This is a genomic window from Agromyces subbeticus DSM 16689, assembly GCF_000421565.1.
GTDB classification, from domain to species: Bacteria; Actinomycetota; Actinomycetes; order Actinomycetales; family Microbacteriaceae; genus Agromyces; species Agromyces subbeticus.
In genome coordinates this window covers 57,818-74,698 of sequence record NZ_ATXG01000011.1, presented here as the reverse complement: position 1 = coordinate 74,698, position 16,881 = coordinate 57,818, and the positions used below count along the sequence as shown (strand labels likewise).

Sequence of the window (16,881 nt, the reverse complement as noted above, 5' to 3'; positions counted from 1 at the left end):
GCTCAGCCCTGCGAGGAGCCGAGGTCGGCGGCCCAGGGGTAGTAGAGGTACGCGGCCGATGACGGCAGACCGGTGAGCTTCGAGGAGTAGGCGACCGTCGACGGGCTCTGCGTGACGGGCAGCCACGGCGTCGCCTCGACCCAGCGGCGCTGCAGCTCGATCGCGAGCTCGGCGCGCTCCGCGTCATCCGTCGCCGCGAAGGCCTGGGTGACGAGCTCGTCGTACTCGGGGTCGTCGAAGCCGACGAAGTTCACCGATGCGGTGGATGCGCCGTTCTTGTAGAAGCCGACGGGGTCGTTCTTGGAGATGTAGTACTCGTCGGAGAACAGGTCGGCCTGGCCGCGCAGCTCGGCATCGGAGTAGAAGTCGCCGTACTGCGCCGACGGGATGGTCGCGATCTCGGCTTCGAGGCCGATGCTCTTCGCGGCGGCGACGAGCGCGTTGGAGACGACGTTGCGCACAGAACCGCCGTCGCTCGCGATCACGATGGGCTCATCGGGTGCACCGGCCTCGGCGACGAGTTCCTTCGCCGCCTCGAGGTCGCTCGCACTCGGGCTCGCGGGCGCACCTTCGAGCGCTTCGTACGCGGCTTCGAAGGCGTCGCGCTCGTAGCCCCAGGCTCCCGATCCGATCGGCGTCTTGGACGGCTCGGCGAGGTCGCCGAACGCGGCCTTGGCGATGCCGGCGCGGTCGAGGGCCAGCGAGAGGGCCTGGCGGATGCGCTCATCGGCGAGGGCGCCGCGCTCGGTCGCGAGCAGTACCCACGCGTTCGTCGACGGTCCCTGTGCGAGCGAGACGGAGTCGACCGACTGCAGTGGGATAGCGGAGGCCGGCGAATCGAGGTAGGAGCCATCGGCCTCGCCCGCGGTCAGTGCGTTCACCACGGCCGACTGGTCGGCCCAGCGGAACACGACCTCGGAGGCGAGCACCTCGCGCGAGGCATCCCAGTAGTTCTCGGCCTTCTCGATCGTGAGGCTCGTGCCGGGCTTCCACTCGCCGAGCGTGTACGGCCCCGAGCACGCGTCGGGCGTTCCCGGGGCGCCGAAGTTCTCGCCCTGCGCCTCGACGACGCGCGGGTTCAGCACCATGCCGCCGTTGCCGGCCATCGCCTGGATGAAGATCGCGTCGCGCTGCGCGAGCGTGACCGTGATCTCGTTCGCTCCCGTCTTCTCCATCGCGGTGACGTTCGCGTACTCGTCGGATTCATCGGCGCCCTCCGCCGCGTGTCGCTGCATGCTCCACAGCACGTCGTCGGCGGTGACGGGGCTGCCGTCGTGGAACGTCGCATCGGTGCGGATCGTGAACACGACGTGCGTGTCGTCGACCCACTCGGCGCTCTCGGCGAGGTGCGGCACCGTGGTGAGGTCGGGCTGCACGGCCATGAGCCGCTCGCAGACGTTCGCGAAGACGGTGTTCTCGGCGGCGCCGCTGTCGATGTCGAAGTCGAAGGTCGCGGGCTCGGCCGGGAGCATCCAGGCGACGGAGTCGACGGGCCCGGATGCCGCGGGCGTCGTCGCCCCGAACGGGATGTCGATGGCCGGGGCGGTCGACGGGTCACCGCCGTCTGCGGTGCATCCGGTGAGTGCGATGGCCGCGCCCGCGGCGATCGCGAGCCAGGCGGCTCGTCTGGGTCGGTGGCTGATGTTCATCGGTGTGCCTCCATTGGCAGGGTGGGGGTGGTGAAGCGGGAGCCCGGTCCGTCGAAGGCGTTCCAGGGCAGGATCTCATAGGGGTGGTCGCACGGCGTTCCGTTCGTGACGAAGTAGTCGCCGGTCGTGAGGTCGACGCAACTGGAGAGGAGCGTCGACCACTGCCGCACCGCCGGACGTCGTTCGTCGGGGTGGGTGCAGACGGATTCGGGGTAGCCGAGGTGGTCGCTCATCGCGGCGCGGATGCCGGCGAGGGTCTCGTCGCGGCCGTTGGCATGTCGCACACGCTCGAGGCCGGATCGTGCCTGCGGCACGCGGAAGAGCGAGTCGGCCGAGACCGGGCGGTAGTGGCCGGCGAGCTGCGGGGGCACGGATGCCTGGTAGTGGTTGCCGTGCACGAGCAGGCCGTCGTCGGGGTAGACCCAGTCGATTCCCGTGGGCGTGATCTCGAGGTCGATCGAGAAGCCCGAGCGGTCGGTGAGCAGCGCGTTGCTCGAGATGTGGGCGTTCGTGCGCACGAGCGTGTTGATCGCGTCGGGCAGTTCGCTCTGGTTCAGCGTCATGCGCCGGATGAAGGTCTGGGGGAGTCCGACCGAGGCGCCGAAGCGGCCGCCGAGCCCGTTGGCGTTCAGCGCGAGCCCCGCGGAGTTCACTCCGTGCCGCCCGATCTGGCCCGCCTCGAGTTGCATGATGAGCGTCGGCAGCGGGTCCTGCACGACCCGCACGATGACGACGGTGTGCTGGGTTCCTGCTCGCCAGTCCCAGTTCTGGCCGGCGTAGGTGTGGCCGTCGCCGGCGGCAGCCCCGGTGAGCGAGAAGCTCGTGCAGCCGTCGCTCGAATCGCGCTCCTCTTCGGGGTCCATCGGCCGGGTGCGCGTCGAACCCTGGTCGTAGATGATCTCGCCGCGGAGGTTCAGGGCCATCAGGTCGAGCAGGTCGCGCCCACTGCCGGCGGCGACGCCTTCGAGCTCTCGCACGACGTCGGGCGCCGCGTCTCGACAGGCGGGAATCCAGCTCGCGGCCTGATCGCGCACCGCCGACCAGGTGAGGCCGGCCTGCTGGCCGAACGCAGCCTCGTAGTACTCGATGGCCGACGAGATGAGATCGGTGGCGGCCTCGCCGTATTGCGTGCCGCGTTCGAATGGGGCGCCGCTGATCTCGATCGTGCGGATGGTGGTGCTCATGTCCGGCGGCGTTCTCTCTGCGCCGGTTAGCATGTGGATCACCGGCGTCTTCGTTGGAATGATCGTTACGAGATAGGATGCTCGTGGAATGAATGATACACACGACCTGCAATCTGTAACAACCGATACACGCAACCCCGGTGTGATCGAGCTGCGAAGCCGCGTGCGTGGCGCGTGGGAGACCATGTCCAAGGCCGAACAGGCCGTCGGTGGCCTGCTCGCCGGCAGCCCGGCCGAACGCCTGCTCTTCGCAACCGCGGCCGAGCTCGGCGCCGAGACGGGCACGAGCAATGCCACCGTCATCCGAACGTTGCAGAAGCTGGAGTACGCCGGCCTCGCCGACCTGAAGCGCCAGGTCGCCGCGCCCTTCACCGAGGCGGTCTCGCCCGAGGAGCGCGTGCGGCAACGGCTCGACCACGCAGGTGAAGACACCGGCCGCATCGCCGCGAGCGTCTGGGACGAGGCGCGCGATCAGATCGAGCTCGCTCGGCGGGCGCTCTCGGTCGACGACGTCACCGCCGCCGCCGCGCTCATCGCCCGTGCGGGTCAGGTCTACGCCTACGGCGTCGGCGCCTCGGCCGTCGCCGCCACCCACTTGTGCCTGCGGCTCGGTCGAGCGGGCCGATCGGCCCGGCATCTCGACGCCGACGGCTTCCGGCTGGCCGATGCGCTGCTGCCGCTGCGGAGCGGTGACGTCGTGGTGCTCTTCGCCCCGGGGCGCGTCAACTCCGAGCTCGAGGCGATCGTCGGGCGAGCGCGCGAGGTCGGCGCGCACACCGTGCTCATCACCGATGAACTGCGCGAGCGGCTCGCGCCGAGGGTCGCCGTCACGCTCACCGCGCCGCACACGCCCACCGGGCTGACCGCCGAGGTGCTGACCTCGATCCTCGTCGCCGACGTGCTCGCGCAGTCGGTCTCTGCGCTCGCGCCCGACCTCGCGGTCGAGACCTCGCACGCGCTCACGGTGCTCCGCTCGCGGCTCGGGTACTGAGTCCGCCCGTCCTCCACAGGGTCGCCTGCTCATGGCCCGCATCGAGCGCCCGCTGATCGGGCGGCATGGTCAGCGGCGCTCGTTACACTCGACGGATGAGCTTGCACGCCGAACCCGACTGGGCCGATGAGGTCCCGTGGGATCCCGACGAGCAGGCGCCGCCGCCCGACGACGAGTGGGCGCCGCCGCCCGCCGATGCGCAGTTCTCCATGCCGGCCGCCGCAAGCGCTGCCCGGCCCGACGCTGCATCCGCCGCCGTCGCCCGAGCCGCGGCCCCGGCCCGATTCGGCTCAGCCGCCGAGGCGCTGCACACCGTCTTCGGCTACGACAGCTTCCGCGGCGAGCAGGCCGAGATCATCGAGCAGGTCGCGGCCGGCGGCGACGCTGTTGTGCTCATGCCGACCGGCGGCGGCAAGAGCCTCTGCTACCAGATCCCATCGCTCCTGCGCGAGGGCACGGGCATCGTCGTCTCACCGCTCATCGCCCTCATGCACGATCAGGTCGACGCCCTCGTGCGCAACGGCGTGCGCGCCGCCTACCTGAACTCGAGCCAGCAGTCGCACGAGCGCGCCGAGGTCGAGCGGGCATACCTCGCGGGTGAGCTCGACCTGCTCTACGTCGCTCCCGAGCGGCTCGGCGGCGAGGCGACGAAGCGCTTCCTCGCCCAGGGCACGGTCGCGCTCTTCGCGATCGACGAGGCGCACTGCGTGGCGCAGTGGGGGCACGACTTCCGTCCCGACTACCTCGCGCTCTCCGAGCTCGCCGAGCGCTGGCCCGACGTGCCCCGCATCGCCCTCACGGCGACGGCGACCGAGGCGACGCACCGCGAGATCACCGAGCGACTCAGCCTCGGCGGCGCGAAGCACTTCGTCTCGAGCTTCGACCGGCCCAACATCCAGTACCGCATCGACTCGAAGCTCGAGGTGCGCAAGCAACTGCTCGACTTCATCCGCACCGAGGGGCGCGATGCCGCAGGCAACCCCGTCGCGGGCATCGTCTACGCCCTCTCCCGGGCGAGCACCGAGAAGATCGCTGCCTACCTCGCCGACCACGGCGTCAACGCGTTGCCGTATCACGCGGGTCTCGACGCGGGCCTCCGCCGGCGCACGCAAGAGCGCTTCCTCCGTGAAGACGGTGTCGTCGTGGTCGCGACGATCGCCTTCGGCATGGGCATCGACAAGCCCGACGTGCGTTTCGTCGCCCACGTCGACCTGCCGAAGTCGGTCGAGGGCTACTACCAGGAGACGGGTCGTGCCGGCCGCGATGGCGGCCCCGCCACGGCCTGGCTCGCCTACGGCCTGCAAGACGTCGTGCAGCAGCGACGCATGATCGACGAGAGCCCGGGCGACCTCGCGCACCGGCGTCGGCTCGCGCAGCACCTCGAGGCGATGCTCGCCCTCTGCGAGACCGTGCAGTGCCGTCGACAGAACCTGCTCGGGTACTTCGGGCAGCCGAGCGAGCCGTGCGGCAATTGCGACACGTGCCTCGAGCCGCCGGCCTCATGGGACGGCACGGTGCCGGCGCAGAAGCTCATGTCGACGATCGTGCGACTGCAGCGCGAGCGCCGCCAGAAGTTCGGGGCCGGTCACCTCATCGACATCCTCCGCGGCAAAGAGACGCCGCGCGTGCGCCAATACGGCCATGATGCGCTCGCCACGTGGAGCATCGGCCAAGATCTCAGCGACCAGCAGTGGCGCGGCGTCGTTCGCCAACTGCTGGCCCAGGGCCTGCTCGCGACCCACGGCGAATACGGCACCCTCACCGTGACCGATGCCTCGGCCGAGGTGCTCTCGGGCACTCGCTCCGTGATGCTGCGCACCGAACCCGAGCGGGCGACTCGCTCGCGCGGGCCCAAGGCCGCGACGGCAGCCGCCGACCTCGAGCCGGCGCAGGCCGAGCTGTTCGAGCAGCTGCGGTCGTGGCGGGCCGGCGAGGCCAAAGAGCAGGGCGTGCCCGCCTACATCGTCTTCGGCGATGCCACCCTGCGGGCTGTCGCCATCGCGCGACCCGCGACCCTCGAAGACCTCGACGGCATCACGGGCATCGGCGCCAAGAAGCGAGAGGCCTACGGGCAGGCCCTGCTCTCCGTCGTCGGCGCCTGAAGCGCCCGCGGGTTCCCGGTGCGGGTGCATCGACCCGCGGGTGTTTGACGCACGGCGCGCGCGCCACGAAGCTGGAGCGATGACCAGCGAACCGAGCATCGAGGCCGCCGCCGCGCAGGCAACGACCGGCGGAACCGAGAGCGGCCCGATTCCGCACCGCATCCGTATCCGCTGGGGCTGGTTCCTCGGTTGCATCGTGCTCGGCCTCGCCGCCATCATCGCGGGATGGTTCCTCGTCTCGCCCGAAAGCCGGCTCGGCTACGTCGGAGGCGTGTTCGCCGGCGTCGGCACCACGCTGCTGCTCGTGGGCATCGTGGTGTTGCTCGAGCGCCGCATCATCGGCACGGCGGTGCGGGTGGTGCAGGATGCCACGAAGGAGGCGCGCATCCGAGCCGACGAAGCGGTGCGCGCCCAGATCCGCGATCTCGAGCACCGGGTGGCCGGACTGTGGGAGGCCGCGCCCCCCGAAGACGCTGCCGAGCAGACTCGCACAATGATCGACGAGTTCACCCGGCGCGTCGCCGACGCGTACATCGATGCTGACGATGCAGCGCCCGACGGCCGACCCCGTTAGGCCGCATCATCCGTGGCGGGAATCTTTCGGTGCATGGCATTCTCGCCAATGGCACCTCGGCGGCGACCGGGCTCATGCTGGTGAGATGACTGGCAGCACGAGTGAGGGGTCGATGATGCAGCAGCACCGGGTCGTGGTGCTCGTGCTCGAGGGCGCGGTGTCGATCGACGTGGGCATTCCCGCGCAGGTCTTCCATCCGCGCCCATGGCTTCCCTACGAGTTGCGCTTGTGCGGTGTCGCCGCGGGCCGGGTGGGTTCCCGCGATGGGCTCGCCTTCCACGTCGAGCACGGCCTCGAAGCGCTCGCCGAGGCCGACACGATCATCGTCCCCGGCTACCGGCCGCGCGGCGGTGGCGTCGACGCGAGGGTGCTTGCGGCGCTGCAGGCCGCCCATCGGCGCGGCGCCCGGATGGTCTCGATCTGCACCGGCGCCTTCGCGCTCGCCGAAGCAGGGCTGCTCGACGGCCTGCGGGCGACCACGCACTGGGCGAGCGCCGAGGAGCTCGCCCGCCGGTACCCCGCGGTCCGAGTCGACGGCACGGTGCTCTTCATCGACGAGGGTCAGGTGCTCACATCGGCGGGAGTCGCCGCGGGCATCGACGTCTGCCTGCACCTCATCCGCCGCGATCACGGCGTGCGCCTCTCGAATGACGTCGCACGCCGACTCGTCGCGGCACCGTACCGCAGCGGCGGGCAGTTGCAGTTCGTCCCGAGATCTGTGCCGGAATCGCTCGGCGAGGTGTTCGCCGCGACCCGCCAATGGGCGCTCGCCCGTCTCGAGGAGCCGCGGACCGTGGCCGATCTCGCCCGTCACGCGCGCGTCTCGAGCCGCACATTCGCGCGCCGCTTCGTCGAGGACGCGGGCTACACGCCGCTGCAATGGGTGCTTCGCGCGCGAGTGGATCTCGCTCGTGAACTCCTCGAGGGCACCGACCTCGGCATCGACCAGGTCTCGGCCAGGGTCGGCCTCGGCACGGGTGCCAATCTGCGCTTGCACTTCCGCCGCATCCTCGGCACATCGCCGAGCGACTACTGCAAGACGTTCGCCGACTCGGCGGCGTAGGGCGCGGGTGGGTCGCGCACCCGGCGGGCGATCGCCGGCGAAGCGGCATCCGTCTCGTTCGAAGGCGAGCGGATGTCTCGGCTGTCCCGATCCTTTCGCAATCTGTCTTCCGGCCACCTGCCGGCGGCGCGAGCGTCTCGGCAGTGTGGTTGGTGGACACCACCGACTGAAGGAGTACCGCCCATGACCACCCGTGTCGCCATCAACGGCTTCGGCCGCATCGGCCGCAACGTCTTCCGCGCAGCACTCGAACGCGAGACCGACTTCGAGATCGTCGCGGTCAACGACCTCGCCGCGCCCGCGACGCTGGCGCAGCTGCTCAGGTACGACAGCACGCTCGGCCGCCTCGGTCGCGCGGTCGAGGTGGCCGACGACGGCCTCGTCGTCGACGGCGCGAAGCTCACCGTGCTCGCCGAGCGCGAGCCCGAGCGACTGCCGTGGGCCGAGCTCGGCGTCGACCTCGTGCTCGAATCGACGGGCCGGTTCACCGCGGCCGGCGACGCGCGTCGCCATCTCGATGCTGGTGCGGCGAAGGTGCTCGTGAGCGCGCCAGCCAAGGGAGCCGACGTGACGATCGCGTTCGGCGTGAACCACGACGCCTACGACCCGGCGGTGCACGACATCGTCTCGAATGCGTCGTGCACGACGAATGCGCTCGCGCCGCTCGCCCAGGTGCTCGATGAGACCGCGACGATCGAGGCGGGCTTCATGACGACGGTGCACGCGTACACGCAGGAGCAGAACCTGCAGGACGGCCCGCACCGCGACCTGCGCCGGGCGCGGGCGGCAGCGGTCAACATCGCGCCGACGACGACGGGTGCGGCTGCGGCGATCGGCCTCGTGTTGCCGCGGCTCGACGGACGGCTCGCGGGCGACTCGGTGCGCGTTCCGGTGCCGGTCGGCTCGCTCGTCGAACTCGCGGTGACCGTCGAGCGGCAGGTCTCGGTCGACGCGCTCGACGAGGCGTACCGGAGCGCGGCAGCGGGGCGCCTCGCGGGGATCCTCGAGTACTCGACCGATCCGCTCGTCTCCACCGACATCGTGGGCAACCCCGCGTCAGCCGTCTACGACGCCGAACTCACGAGGGTGCTCGGGCGCCACGTGAAGGTGGTGGCCTGGTACGACAACGAGTGGGGCTTCTCGAACCGGGTCGTCGACTCGCTCGGCATGATGGCGGCGTCGTCGCCGTCCCATTGAACGCCCGCTGAGCGCCCAGCGACTGAGGTCGTGTTGACGCGGTTGCCAGACCCGGGGCGAGGCCGCGCTTGACGTCCGATAACTCGCGATATACTCTGAACAAAGTATTTGGAGGTGAGTATGTCGCGTCGGCCGGTGAGCAACCCGCTCGCACTCGCAGTGCTGGCGAGCCTGTGGGAGCGCCCGATGTACCCCTACGAGATCACGACGACCCTGCGGGAGCGCGGCAAGGAAGACAGCATCAAGCTGAACTTCGGCTCGCTCTACGCGATCATCAAGTCGCTCGAGAAGCACGGCCTCATCGAAGAGGCGCGCGTCGAGCGCGAGGGCAACCGGCCCGAGCGCATCGTCTACGCGATCACCGACGCAGGCCGTGCCGAGGCGCACGACTGGATGCGGGAGCTCATCGCGGTGCCGGCCAAGGAGTACCCGGCCTTCGAGTCCGGCCTCTCGCTCATCGCGCTGCTCGCGCCCGACGAGGCCATCGCGCTCCTGCGCGAACGCCTCGAGCGGCTCGACGCCGAGCTCGCCTCCCGGGCGAAGCTCGCCGAGCAGTCCGACGAGGTCGGCCTGCCCGAACTGTTCCTCGTCGAGTCCCACTACCGGGTGGCGATGACCCGCGCCGAGCGCGAGTTCGTGGCCGGCATGCTCGAGCGCCTCGAGGCGGGCGAGCTCGGCGGTCTCGACGCGTGGAGGGCCATGCACGAGCTGATCGAGTCCGGCGCGAGCGCCGAAGAGCTCGAAGCGAAGCTCGCGCAGTACCTGGCGGAAGGAGCCGCAGACCAGCAGCAGCACTGACCAGTACACAGATCGATGGCCCGGATGCGGCAACACCCGAGCCATCTCGCAACCGAGTCGTTCAACGTGAATCGAATCCATCCCAGTGCGTGCCGCCATTCTATCGGCGCGCCCTCACGACCGAACGGCTCCCCACCGAAGGAGAGCCTCATGGCTGCATCATCCGACGGGATGGCCCTCGTGGCCGCCGATCTCGTCAAGACCTATTCGCAGGGGCGCGGCACGCCCCCGCTCCGAGCCCTCGACGGGCTCACGTTCCAGACCGAGGAGGGCACGGTCTTCGGCCTACTGGGACCGAACGGCGCCGGCAAATCGACGACCGTCAAGATCCTCTCGACCCTCGCGCGCCCGGACTCCGGCACCGCCATGGTGGCCGGCATCGACGTGGGGCGCCACCCCGGTCGCGCTCGCAGCGCGATCGGCTTCGTCGCCCAGAAGCAGGTCTCCGACCCCATGGACACGGGCGTCGAGAACCTGGTGCTCGCCGGTCAGTTGCACGGCATGTCGACGCGTGCCGCACGCAGCCGGGCGGGCGAGCTGCTCGAGCGGTTCGCGCTCACGAGTGCAGCCCGCCGCCAGGTGAAGACCTACTCGGGCGGCATGGCGCGCAAGCTCGACGTCGCGATCGGCCTGATGCACCGCCCGCAGGTGCTGTTCCTCGACGAGCCGACGACCGGTCTCGACCCCGAGGCGCGCGCCGAGATGTGGGCCGAGATCGAGCGGATGTCCCGTGAGGAGCGCATGACCGTGCTGCTGACGACGCACTACCTCGAGGAGGCCGATCGGCTGGCGAGCCGGCTGGCGATCGTCGATGCCGGGCGCGTCGTGACCGAGGGCACGCCCGAACAGCTGAAGAGCGAGCTGCGCGGCGATGCCGTGGTGATCGAATTGCACGAGGCATCCGTCATCTCTCGGGTGCTCGAGTCGCTCGGCCGCCTCGGCGGGTTCCGCGACGCCGCGGCCGAGGGGCGTGCGGTGCGCGCCAGGGCCGATGACGGCGGCGCGGCATTGCCGCTCCTGCTCGCGGCGCTCGACGCCGAGGGCATCGCCGTGGCGTCCGCGACCGTGTCGCGGCCGAGCCTCGACGACGTCTACCTCGCCCACACCGGGCACTCCTTCGCCGCGGTGCACGCCGGCTCGTCCGCAGATGCCCGCACCGAGCTCGAGGAGGTCGCATCATGACCGCGCTCACGAACCAGGCCCGCGTCGCGGCCCCGCCCGCAACTGCCCGGCCGAGCTTCTTCCGCCACACCGCCTACCTCACGCTCCGGCAGTTGCGGGCCGCAGCGCGAGTCCCGGCGTTCGTCGTCATGAACGTCGTGCAGCCCCTCATCTGGCTGCTGCTGTTCGGCCAGCTCTTCACCTCGGTCGTCGACATCCCGGGATTCACGGGCGGGGACAACTACCTCGAGTTCCTCACGCCCGGCATCGTCATGATGATGGCCCTGTTCGGCAGCGCCTGGGCCGGCACGAGCTACATCCAGGACATGGACCGCGGCGTCATGGACCGCTTCCTCACCTCGCCGACGAGTCGCGGCGCGATGATGGTCTCGACGCTCGTCTACCAGGCGCTGCTCACCCTCGTGCAGTCGCTCATCGTGCTCGGCGTCGCTTGGCTCGGCGGGGCGAGGTTCGACGGCGGCCTCGGCGGCATCCTGATCCTGCTGCTCGCGGCGATGCTGCTGACGGCATCGTTCTCGGCGCTGTCGAACGCGGCGGCGCTGCTCGCGCGCAACCAGAACGTGCTGATCGGCATCTCGCAACTCATCACGATCCCGCTCATGTTCCTGAGCTCTGCGCTCATGGACACGAGCCTGTCGGCCGACTGGGTCGCCGAGGTCGCGCGGTTCAACCCGTTCGAGTGGGCCGTCGTGGCCGGCCGCGAGGCGCTCGGCGCGAGCCCCGACTGGGCGAGCGTGTGGGGTCACCTGGGCCTCCTCGCCGTGTTCACCGCGGTGCTCGCCTGGGTGGCGACGCGCGCGTTCCGCGTGTACCAGCGGAGCACATAGCCGACCCGAGCCTCGACCCGAAGCCCGACCCGACGCGAGAGGACCAGGCACGGCCGCATCCAGGCATGCGGCCGTGCCTGTGCGTTTCCGCCGAGGACTCGAAAACCAAGCGTCATTCGGTTTATGATGAACTGGATGCCGCGTCGCGGCCCGATTCTCGAAGCATGAAGGAGTGCTGGCATGACCGATCAGCTGAACCACGAGACGGATGCCGCGGTGCCCGTCGACACCGCCGGTGACCTCGACCTGCGCTATCGCGACGCGAGCCTGCCGGTCGCCGAGCGCGTCGAGATCCTCCTCTCGCAGATGACGCTCGAAGAGAAGGCAGGCCTCTTCTTCCAGACGATGATCGCCGCCGGTGAAGACGGCACGCTCTCGCAGGGCGACGACATGTTCGGCCTGCCCGCGACCGACGACTACGTCGCGGGTCGCCTCATGAACCACTTCAACGTGCTGCAGACCCCGCCCACGGCGGAGCTCATCGCCGAATGGCACAACCGCCTGCAGGAGGCCGCAGCCGCGACCCGCCTCGGCATCCCCGTGACCATCTCGACCGACCCGCGCCACTCCTACACCGACAACCCGCTCTCGGGCATGCTCACGGGCTCGTTCTCGGTCTGGCCCGAGACCATGGGGCTGGCCGCCATCGGAGATGAGGCCCTCGTCGAGCGATTCGGCGACATCGCGCGGCAGGAGTACACCGCCGTCGGCATCCGCGTCGCGCTGCATCCCCAGATCGACCTCGCGACGGAGCCGCGCTGGTCGCGCGCGCTGCAGACCTTCGGCGAAGACGTCGAGCTCGCCTCGCGACTCGGTGCCGCGTACATCCGCGGGTTCCAGGGCGCGGAGCTCGGCCCCGACTCGGTCGCCACGATGACGAAGCACTTCCCCGGCGGCGGCCCGCAGAAAGACGGTGAGGACCCGCACTTCGCACACGGTCGCGAGCAGGTCTACCCCGGTGGCGAGTTCGAGCTGCACCTGAAGCCGTTCGAAGCCGCCTTCGAGGCGGGCACCAGCCAGATCATGCCCTACTACGGCATGCCGGTCGGCACCGAATACGAAGAGGTCGGCTTCGGCTTCAACAAGTCGGTCATCACCGGCCTGCTGCGCGAGCGCTACGGCTTCGACGGCATCGTGTGCACCGACTGGGGGCTCATCAACGACGCCTCGATCATGGGCGCCTCGTTCCCCGCCCGCGCCTGGGGCGTCGAGCACCTGTCGCCGCGCGAGCGCATGAAGAAGGTCATCGACGCCGGTGCCGACCAGTTCGGCGGTGAGGCGGCACCCGACATGCTCGTCGAGCTCGTGCGATCGGGTGAGATCACCGAGGCGCGACTGGATGTCTCGGCGCGTCGCCTGCTGCGCGAGAAGTTCGTGCTCGGCCTCTTCGACAACCCCTACGTCGACGTCGAGCGGGCCAAGCGCGTCGTCGGCTCGCCCGAGTTCGTCGCCGCGGGTGAGGCCGCCCAGCGCGCGGCCATCACCCTGCTGGTCAATCGCGAACAGACGGATGCCTCGGGCGCGACGCGCCCCGCCCTGCCGCTCGCCCGTGGCCTGCGGCTCTACGTCGAGGGCATCGAGCCCGAGATCGCGGCGGAGTACGGCGACGTCGTCGCGTCACCGGCCGAGGCCGACGTCGCGATCCTGCGGTTGTCAGCGCCGTTCGAGGAGCGCCCGACGTTCTTCGAGAACTTCTTCCACTCCGGCTCGCTCGACTTCTCGGCTGACCAGATCGCGCACGTGCGAGAGGTGGCCGACGCAGTGCCGACCGTCGTCGACGTCTTCCTCGACCGCCCGGCGATCCTCACGCCGATCGTCGACGAACTCGCCGCACTGACCGCCAACTGGGGCGCGAGCCCACGTGCGGTGCTCGACGTGCTCACGGGTGCCGCCGCGCCTCAGGGAAAGCTGCCGTTCGACCTGCCGAGGAGCATGGCGGCGGTGGAGGCGAATCGGCCCGACGTGCCGTTCGACACGGCAGACCCGCTGTTCCGCTTCGGGCACGGGCTGCGCTACGCCGACTGAGTCGCGGCAGTACCCGTCGGCGCGGATGCTGTACGGCATGCCGTCGTGAACGCTACGATCGGCGCAAGTGCGCCGCGCCGGCGGTGCGCAGGGGCAAGGGGGTACGGCATGTCCGAACAGGCGACTCGGCCGACAGGGGTGACGATCGTCGCGATCCTCGCGTGGATCGCGGGTGCACTCGACGTCATCTCCGGCACGATTCTGCTCTTCCAAGCCGGCGTCGAGTCGGTCGCCGACGGCTTCGGCGGCACCGGGCCGCTCTACGTGGCCGCGATCGGCTCGATCGTGCTCGGATTCATCGTCATCGGGCTCGCCGCGGGCCTGCTCGGCGGCAACCCGGTGGCGCGCCTCATCATCACGGTCGTGCAGGTCATCTCGATGATCGGCTCGCTCTTCCTCGCCTTCGCCTACCTCGGCGGCGCCGTCGGCGAGTGGCTCGGCATCCTCGTCTCGCTCGTCGTGGTGCTGCTGCTCTGGACGCACCGGGCCAGCGTGTTCTTCGGCACCCGGAGCGTGGCGTGAGCGCGGTGCGCCCGGGCGGCGTCACCTTCATCGCCGTGCTCACCTGGATCTCGGGCCTGCTCGACATCATCGGCGGCACCATCCTGCTCTTCCAGACGAGTGTCGCGGCCACCGTCGAGCAGTTCGGCGGAGCCAGCCAGCTCATCGCCTCGGCGATCATCACGATCCTCGTCGGCGGCATCGTCATCGCCGTCGCCGGCGGGCTGCTGCGCGGCAGCCCGGGGGCCCGCATCGTCGTCACGGTCTTCCAGGTGCTCTCGATCGCGCTCTCGATCTTCCTGGCGATCGCCTACCCGGCCGGCGCGATCGGCGAGTACTTCAGTGTCGCCGTCGCCGTGATCATCCTGGCCTTCCTCTGGACGGGCCGCGCGAACGCGTTCTTCCGCGGGTGAGCGGGCGGCCGATCACGTCGTTGTCGGTATCCCATCGAGCTCGAGAGTCCCGTTTGTAGGGTAGTCACAGCGGGCGTCGAGGGGTTCCCGCCCGCCTTTGTAGGCCACCTGAGCAGCGTTTCCGTGCCGACCGGCGCAGTCGTAGCGTGGAACGACGCCCAGACCGCACACGAAGGACGAGACACCGACGATGGTTGACACGGCACCCCGCACCACTTCGAAGCAGCAGGCCGCCAAGCCGCAGCGGTCGGCCGATACGGCGCCGCCGAAGCCGGCCAGCACCGAGGCATCCGCCCCTGCGCAGAGCGCAGCACCCGCCCAGCCGGCTGTCGACGTCGCCACCCTGGGGCGGCAACTGCTCGGCACGTGGGCGGACATCCGCCTTGCATCGCGTGAACGTGCTGCGCGACCCGAGCTCCAGCGCATCGAGGGCCAGCCCATGGCCGAGCACCGCGAGCGCGTGCTCGGGCAGCTCAAACTCCTCGTCGACGAGGGCGCCGTGCACCGCGCGTTCCCGACGTCGCTCGGCGGGTTCGACGACCACGGCGGCAACATCGCCGCGTTCGAAGAGCTCGTCATCGCCGACCCCAGCCTGCAGATCAAGGCGGGCGTGCAGTGGGGCCTCTTCGGTGCAGCGGTGCTGCACCTCGGCACCGAGTACCACCACGAGACGTTCCTGCCCGACATCATGTCGCTCAAGGTGCCCGGCGCGTTCGCGATGACCGAGACCGGCCACGGTTCGGATGTCGCGGCGATCGGCACGACCGCCACCTACGACGAGGCGAAGCACCAGTTCGTCATCAACACCCCGTTCCGCGGCGCCTGGAAGGACTACCTCGGCAACGCGGCCGTGCACGGCACCGCCGCGGTGGTCTTCGCGCAGCTCATCACGAAGGGCGTGAATCACGGAGTGCACGCCTTCTACGTGCCGCTCCGCAACACGAAGGGCGCCTTCCTCAAGGGCATCGGCGGCGAAGACGACGGCCTGAAGGGCGGCCTGAACGGCATCGACAACGGCCGCTTGCACTTCACCAATGTGCGGGTGCCGCGCGAGAACCTGCTGAACCGCTACGGCGCCGTCGCCGAAGACGGCACCTACTCGAGCCCGATCGCGAGCCCGGGGCGCCGCTTCTTCACCATGCTCGGCACGCTCGTGCAGGGCCGCGTCTCGCTCGACGGCGCGGCGACCGCTGCCGCCGCGATGGCGCTCACGATCGCGATCACCTACGGCAACCAGCGCCGCCAGTTCAACGCAGCGAGCGACACCGAAGAAGAGGTGCTGCTCGACTACCAGCGCCACCAGCGCCGACTGCTGCCGAAGCTCGCCACGACCTATGCGCAGTTCTTCGCCCACGACGAGTTCCTGGTGAAGTTCGACGCGGTGTTCTCGGGCGAGGCCGACACCGACGACGACCGTCAAGACCTCGAGACGATCGCGGCCGCGCTGAAGCCGCTGTCGACGTGGCACGCGCTCGAGACGCTGCAGGAGGCGCGCGAGGCGACCGGCGGTGCGGGCTTCCTCGCCGAGAACCGCATGGTGGGCCTGCGCCAGGATCTCGACATCTACGTCACCTTCGAGGGCGACAACAACGTGCTGCTGCAGCTCGTGGCCAAGCGACTGCTCACCGACTTCTCGAAGCAGTTCGCGAAGGCCGATGCCGGCGTCATGGCGCGCTACGTGGTCGCGCAGACGGCCGATCGCGCCTACCACGGCACCGGGCTCCGCAGCCTCGCCCAGACGATCGCCGACTTCGGCTCGACCGCCCGATCGGTCAGCGAGCTGCGCGACGAGCGGACGCAGCGCGAGCTGCTCACCGACCGCGTCGAGGCCATGATCGGCGAGATCGCCGGCCGGCTGCGCGATGCGCGCAGGCTGCCGAAGGCCGACGCGGCCGCCGCGTTCAACCGGAACCAGAACGAACTCATCGAGGCGGCGCGGGCCCACGGCGAGCTGCTGCAGTGGGAGGCGTTCACGCGCGCCCTCGCCAAGACGAGAGACCCGGGAACCAAGCAGGTGCTGACCTGGGTGCGCGACCTCTTCGGACTCGGCCTCATCGAGAAGCACCTCGCGTGGTACCTGATCCACGGCCGCCTCGCGCCGAAGCGTGCTCAGGCCGTCGGGGCCTACATCGACCGGCTCGTCGAGCGCCTGCGACCGCACGCGCAAGACCTGGTCGACGCGTTCGGCTACGCTCCCGAGCACTTGCGCGCGAAGATCGCGTCGGGTGCCGAGCTCGAGCGGCAAGACGAGGCGCGCGCCTACTACGCGGCGCAGCGGGCGGCCGGCACGCTGCCGGTGCCCGAGAAGTCGAAGAAGAAGTAGCGCGATCGCGCGACGACGGCCGGGCTCGAATCGAGCCCGGCCGTCGTGCGCT

At 70.1% G+C, this 16,881-nt stretch carries 14 protein-coding genes; 12 read left to right on the top strand and 2 right to left on the bottom strand.

What is annotated here, in order from left to right:
* Positions 1-2: 2 nt before the first annotated feature.
* A complete protein-coding gene (locus H521_RS0114525; protein ID WP_022893755.1) occupies positions 3-1,649 on the bottom strand; it encodes an ABC transporter substrate-binding protein in 1,647 nt (548 codons plus the stop codon).
* Positions 1,646-2,833, bottom strand: coding sequence for an acyl-CoA--6-aminopenicillanic acid acyltransferase (locus H521_RS23575; RefSeq protein ID WP_040424759.1), 1,188 nt, complete (start codon positions 2,831-2,833; stop codon positions 1,646-1,648). The genes H521_RS0114525 and H521_RS23575 overlap by 4 nt, the downstream gene beginning before the upstream one ends.
* A 184-nt stretch (positions 2,834-3,017) precedes the next feature.
* Between H521_RS23575 and H521_RS0114515 the strand changes: the two genes are divergently transcribed.
* The 12 genes from H521_RS0114515 (at position 3,018) to H521_RS0114460 (ending at position 16,829) form a co-directional block, all read left to right on the top strand.
* A complete protein-coding gene (locus H521_RS0114515; RefSeq protein WP_245560998.1) occupies positions 3,018-3,824 on the top strand; it encodes a MurR/RpiR family transcriptional regulator in 807 nt (268 codons plus the stop codon).
* A 95-nt stretch (positions 3,825-3,919) separates the two neighbouring features.
* Positions 3,920-5,926 carry a DNA helicase RecQ gene (gene recQ, locus H521_RS0114510; protein ID WP_022893752.1) on the top strand — a complete coding sequence of 669 codons (2,007 nt, stop codon included), beginning with the start codon at positions 3,920-3,922 and terminating at the stop codon, positions 5,924-5,926.
* A gap of 79 nt (positions 5,927-6,005) precedes the next feature.
* Entirely contained in the window at positions 6,006-6,500 is a 495-nt protein-coding gene (locus H521_RS0114505; RefSeq protein ID WP_022893751.1) for a hypothetical protein, read from the top strand.
* Positions 6,501-6,585: 85 nt separating this feature from the next.
* Positions 6,586-7,563 carry a GlxA family transcriptional regulator gene (locus H521_RS0114500; protein ID WP_245560997.1) on the top strand — a complete coding sequence of 326 codons (978 nt, stop codon included), beginning with the start codon at positions 6,586-6,588 and terminating at the stop codon, positions 7,561-7,563.
* 183 nt (positions 7,564-7,746) lie between these two features.
* Positions 7,747-8,760, top strand: coding sequence for a type I glyceraldehyde-3-phosphate dehydrogenase (gap, locus tag H521_RS0114495; protein WP_022893749.1), 1,014 nt, complete (start codon positions 7,747-7,749; stop codon positions 8,758-8,760).
* A gap of 135 nt (positions 8,761-8,895) precedes the next feature.
* The gene (locus H521_RS0114490; protein ID WP_245560996.1) at positions 8,896-9,558 is read left to right on the top strand and encodes a PadR family transcriptional regulator; all 663 of its coding nucleotides are present in this window, start codon (positions 8,896-8,898) and stop codon (positions 9,556-9,558) included.
* Between the two features lie 150 nt (positions 9,559-9,708).
* Positions 9,709-10,740 (top strand): daunorubicin resistance protein DrrA family ABC transporter ATP-binding protein, encoded by a 1,032-nt coding sequence (locus H521_RS0114485; RefSeq protein ID WP_022893747.1) that lies wholly within the window; start codon positions 9,709-9,711, stop codon positions 10,738-10,740.
* Complete coding sequence (locus tag H521_RS0114480; protein WP_022893746.1) at positions 10,737-11,567, top strand: ABC transporter permease; 831 nt, start codon at positions 10,737-10,739, stop codon at positions 11,565-11,567. The genes H521_RS0114485 and H521_RS0114480 overlap by 4 nt, the downstream gene beginning before the upstream one ends.
* Positions 11,568-11,747: 180 nt before the next feature.
* On the top strand, positions 11,748-13,592 hold the full coding sequence (locus H521_RS0114475; RefSeq protein ID WP_022893745.1) for a glycoside hydrolase family 3 protein: 1,845 nt from the start codon (positions 11,748-11,750) through the stop codon (positions 13,590-13,592).
* 108 nt (positions 13,593-13,700) lie between these two features.
* Complete coding sequence (locus H521_RS0114470) at positions 13,701-14,114, top strand: hypothetical protein (protein ID WP_156891467.1); 414 nt, start codon at positions 13,701-13,703, stop codon at positions 14,112-14,114.
* The gene (locus tag H521_RS0114465) at positions 14,111-14,506 is read left to right on the top strand and encodes a DUF7144 family membrane protein (RefSeq protein ID WP_022893743.1); all 396 of its coding nucleotides are present in this window, start codon (positions 14,111-14,113) and stop codon (positions 14,504-14,506) included. The genes H521_RS0114470 and H521_RS0114465 overlap by 4 nt, the downstream gene beginning before the upstream one ends.
* Before the next feature lie 190 nt (positions 14,507-14,696).
* Positions 14,697-16,829, top strand: a complete 2,133-nt coding sequence (locus H521_RS0114460; RefSeq protein WP_026482312.1) for an acyl-CoA dehydrogenase family protein — start codon at positions 14,697-14,699, stop codon at positions 16,827-16,829.
* The last annotated feature ends 52 nt before the right edge of the window (positions 16,830-16,881 follow it).

Bases quoted from the DNA above. Each gene is read 5' to 3' on its own strand.
- H521_RS0114525 (WP_022893755.1), bottom strand. From the start codon at position 1,649: ATGAACATCAGCCACCGACCCAGACGAGCCGCCTGGCTCGCGATCGCC.
- H521_RS23575 (WP_040424759.1), bottom strand. From the start codon at position 2,833: ATGAGCACCACCATCCGCACGATCGAGATCAGCGGCGCCCCATTCGAA.
- H521_RS0114515 (WP_245560998.1), top strand. From the start codon at position 3,018: ATGTCCAAGGCCGAACAGGCCGTCGGTGGCCTGCTCGCCGGCAGCCCG.
- recQ (WP_022893752.1), top strand. From the start codon at position 3,920: ATGAGCTTGCACGCCGAACCCGACTGGGCCGATGAGGTCCCGTGGGAT.
- H521_RS0114505 (WP_022893751.1), top strand. From the start codon at position 6,006: ATGACCAGCGAACCGAGCATCGAGGCCGCCGCCGCGCAGGCAACGACC.
- H521_RS0114500 (WP_245560997.1), top strand. From the start codon at position 6,586: ATGACTGGCAGCACGAGTGAGGGGTCGATGATGCAGCAGCACCGGGTC.
- gap (WP_022893749.1), top strand. From the start codon at position 7,747: ATGACCACCCGTGTCGCCATCAACGGCTTCGGCCGCATCGGCCGCAAC.
- H521_RS0114485 (WP_022893747.1), top strand. From the start codon at position 9,709: ATGGCTGCATCATCCGACGGGATGGCCCTCGTGGCCGCCGATCTCGTC.
- H521_RS0114480 (WP_022893746.1), top strand. From the start codon at position 10,737: ATGACCGCGCTCACGAACCAGGCCCGCGTCGCGGCCCCGCCCGCAACT.
- H521_RS0114475 (WP_022893745.1), top strand. From the start codon at position 11,748: ATGACCGATCAGCTGAACCACGAGACGGATGCCGCGGTGCCCGTCGAC.
- H521_RS0114470 (WP_156891467.1), top strand. From the start codon at position 13,701: ATGTCCGAACAGGCGACTCGGCCGACAGGGGTGACGATCGTCGCGATC.
- H521_RS0114460 (WP_026482312.1), top strand. From the start codon at position 14,697: ATGGTTGACACGGCACCCCGCACCACTTCGAAGCAGCAGGCCGCCAAG.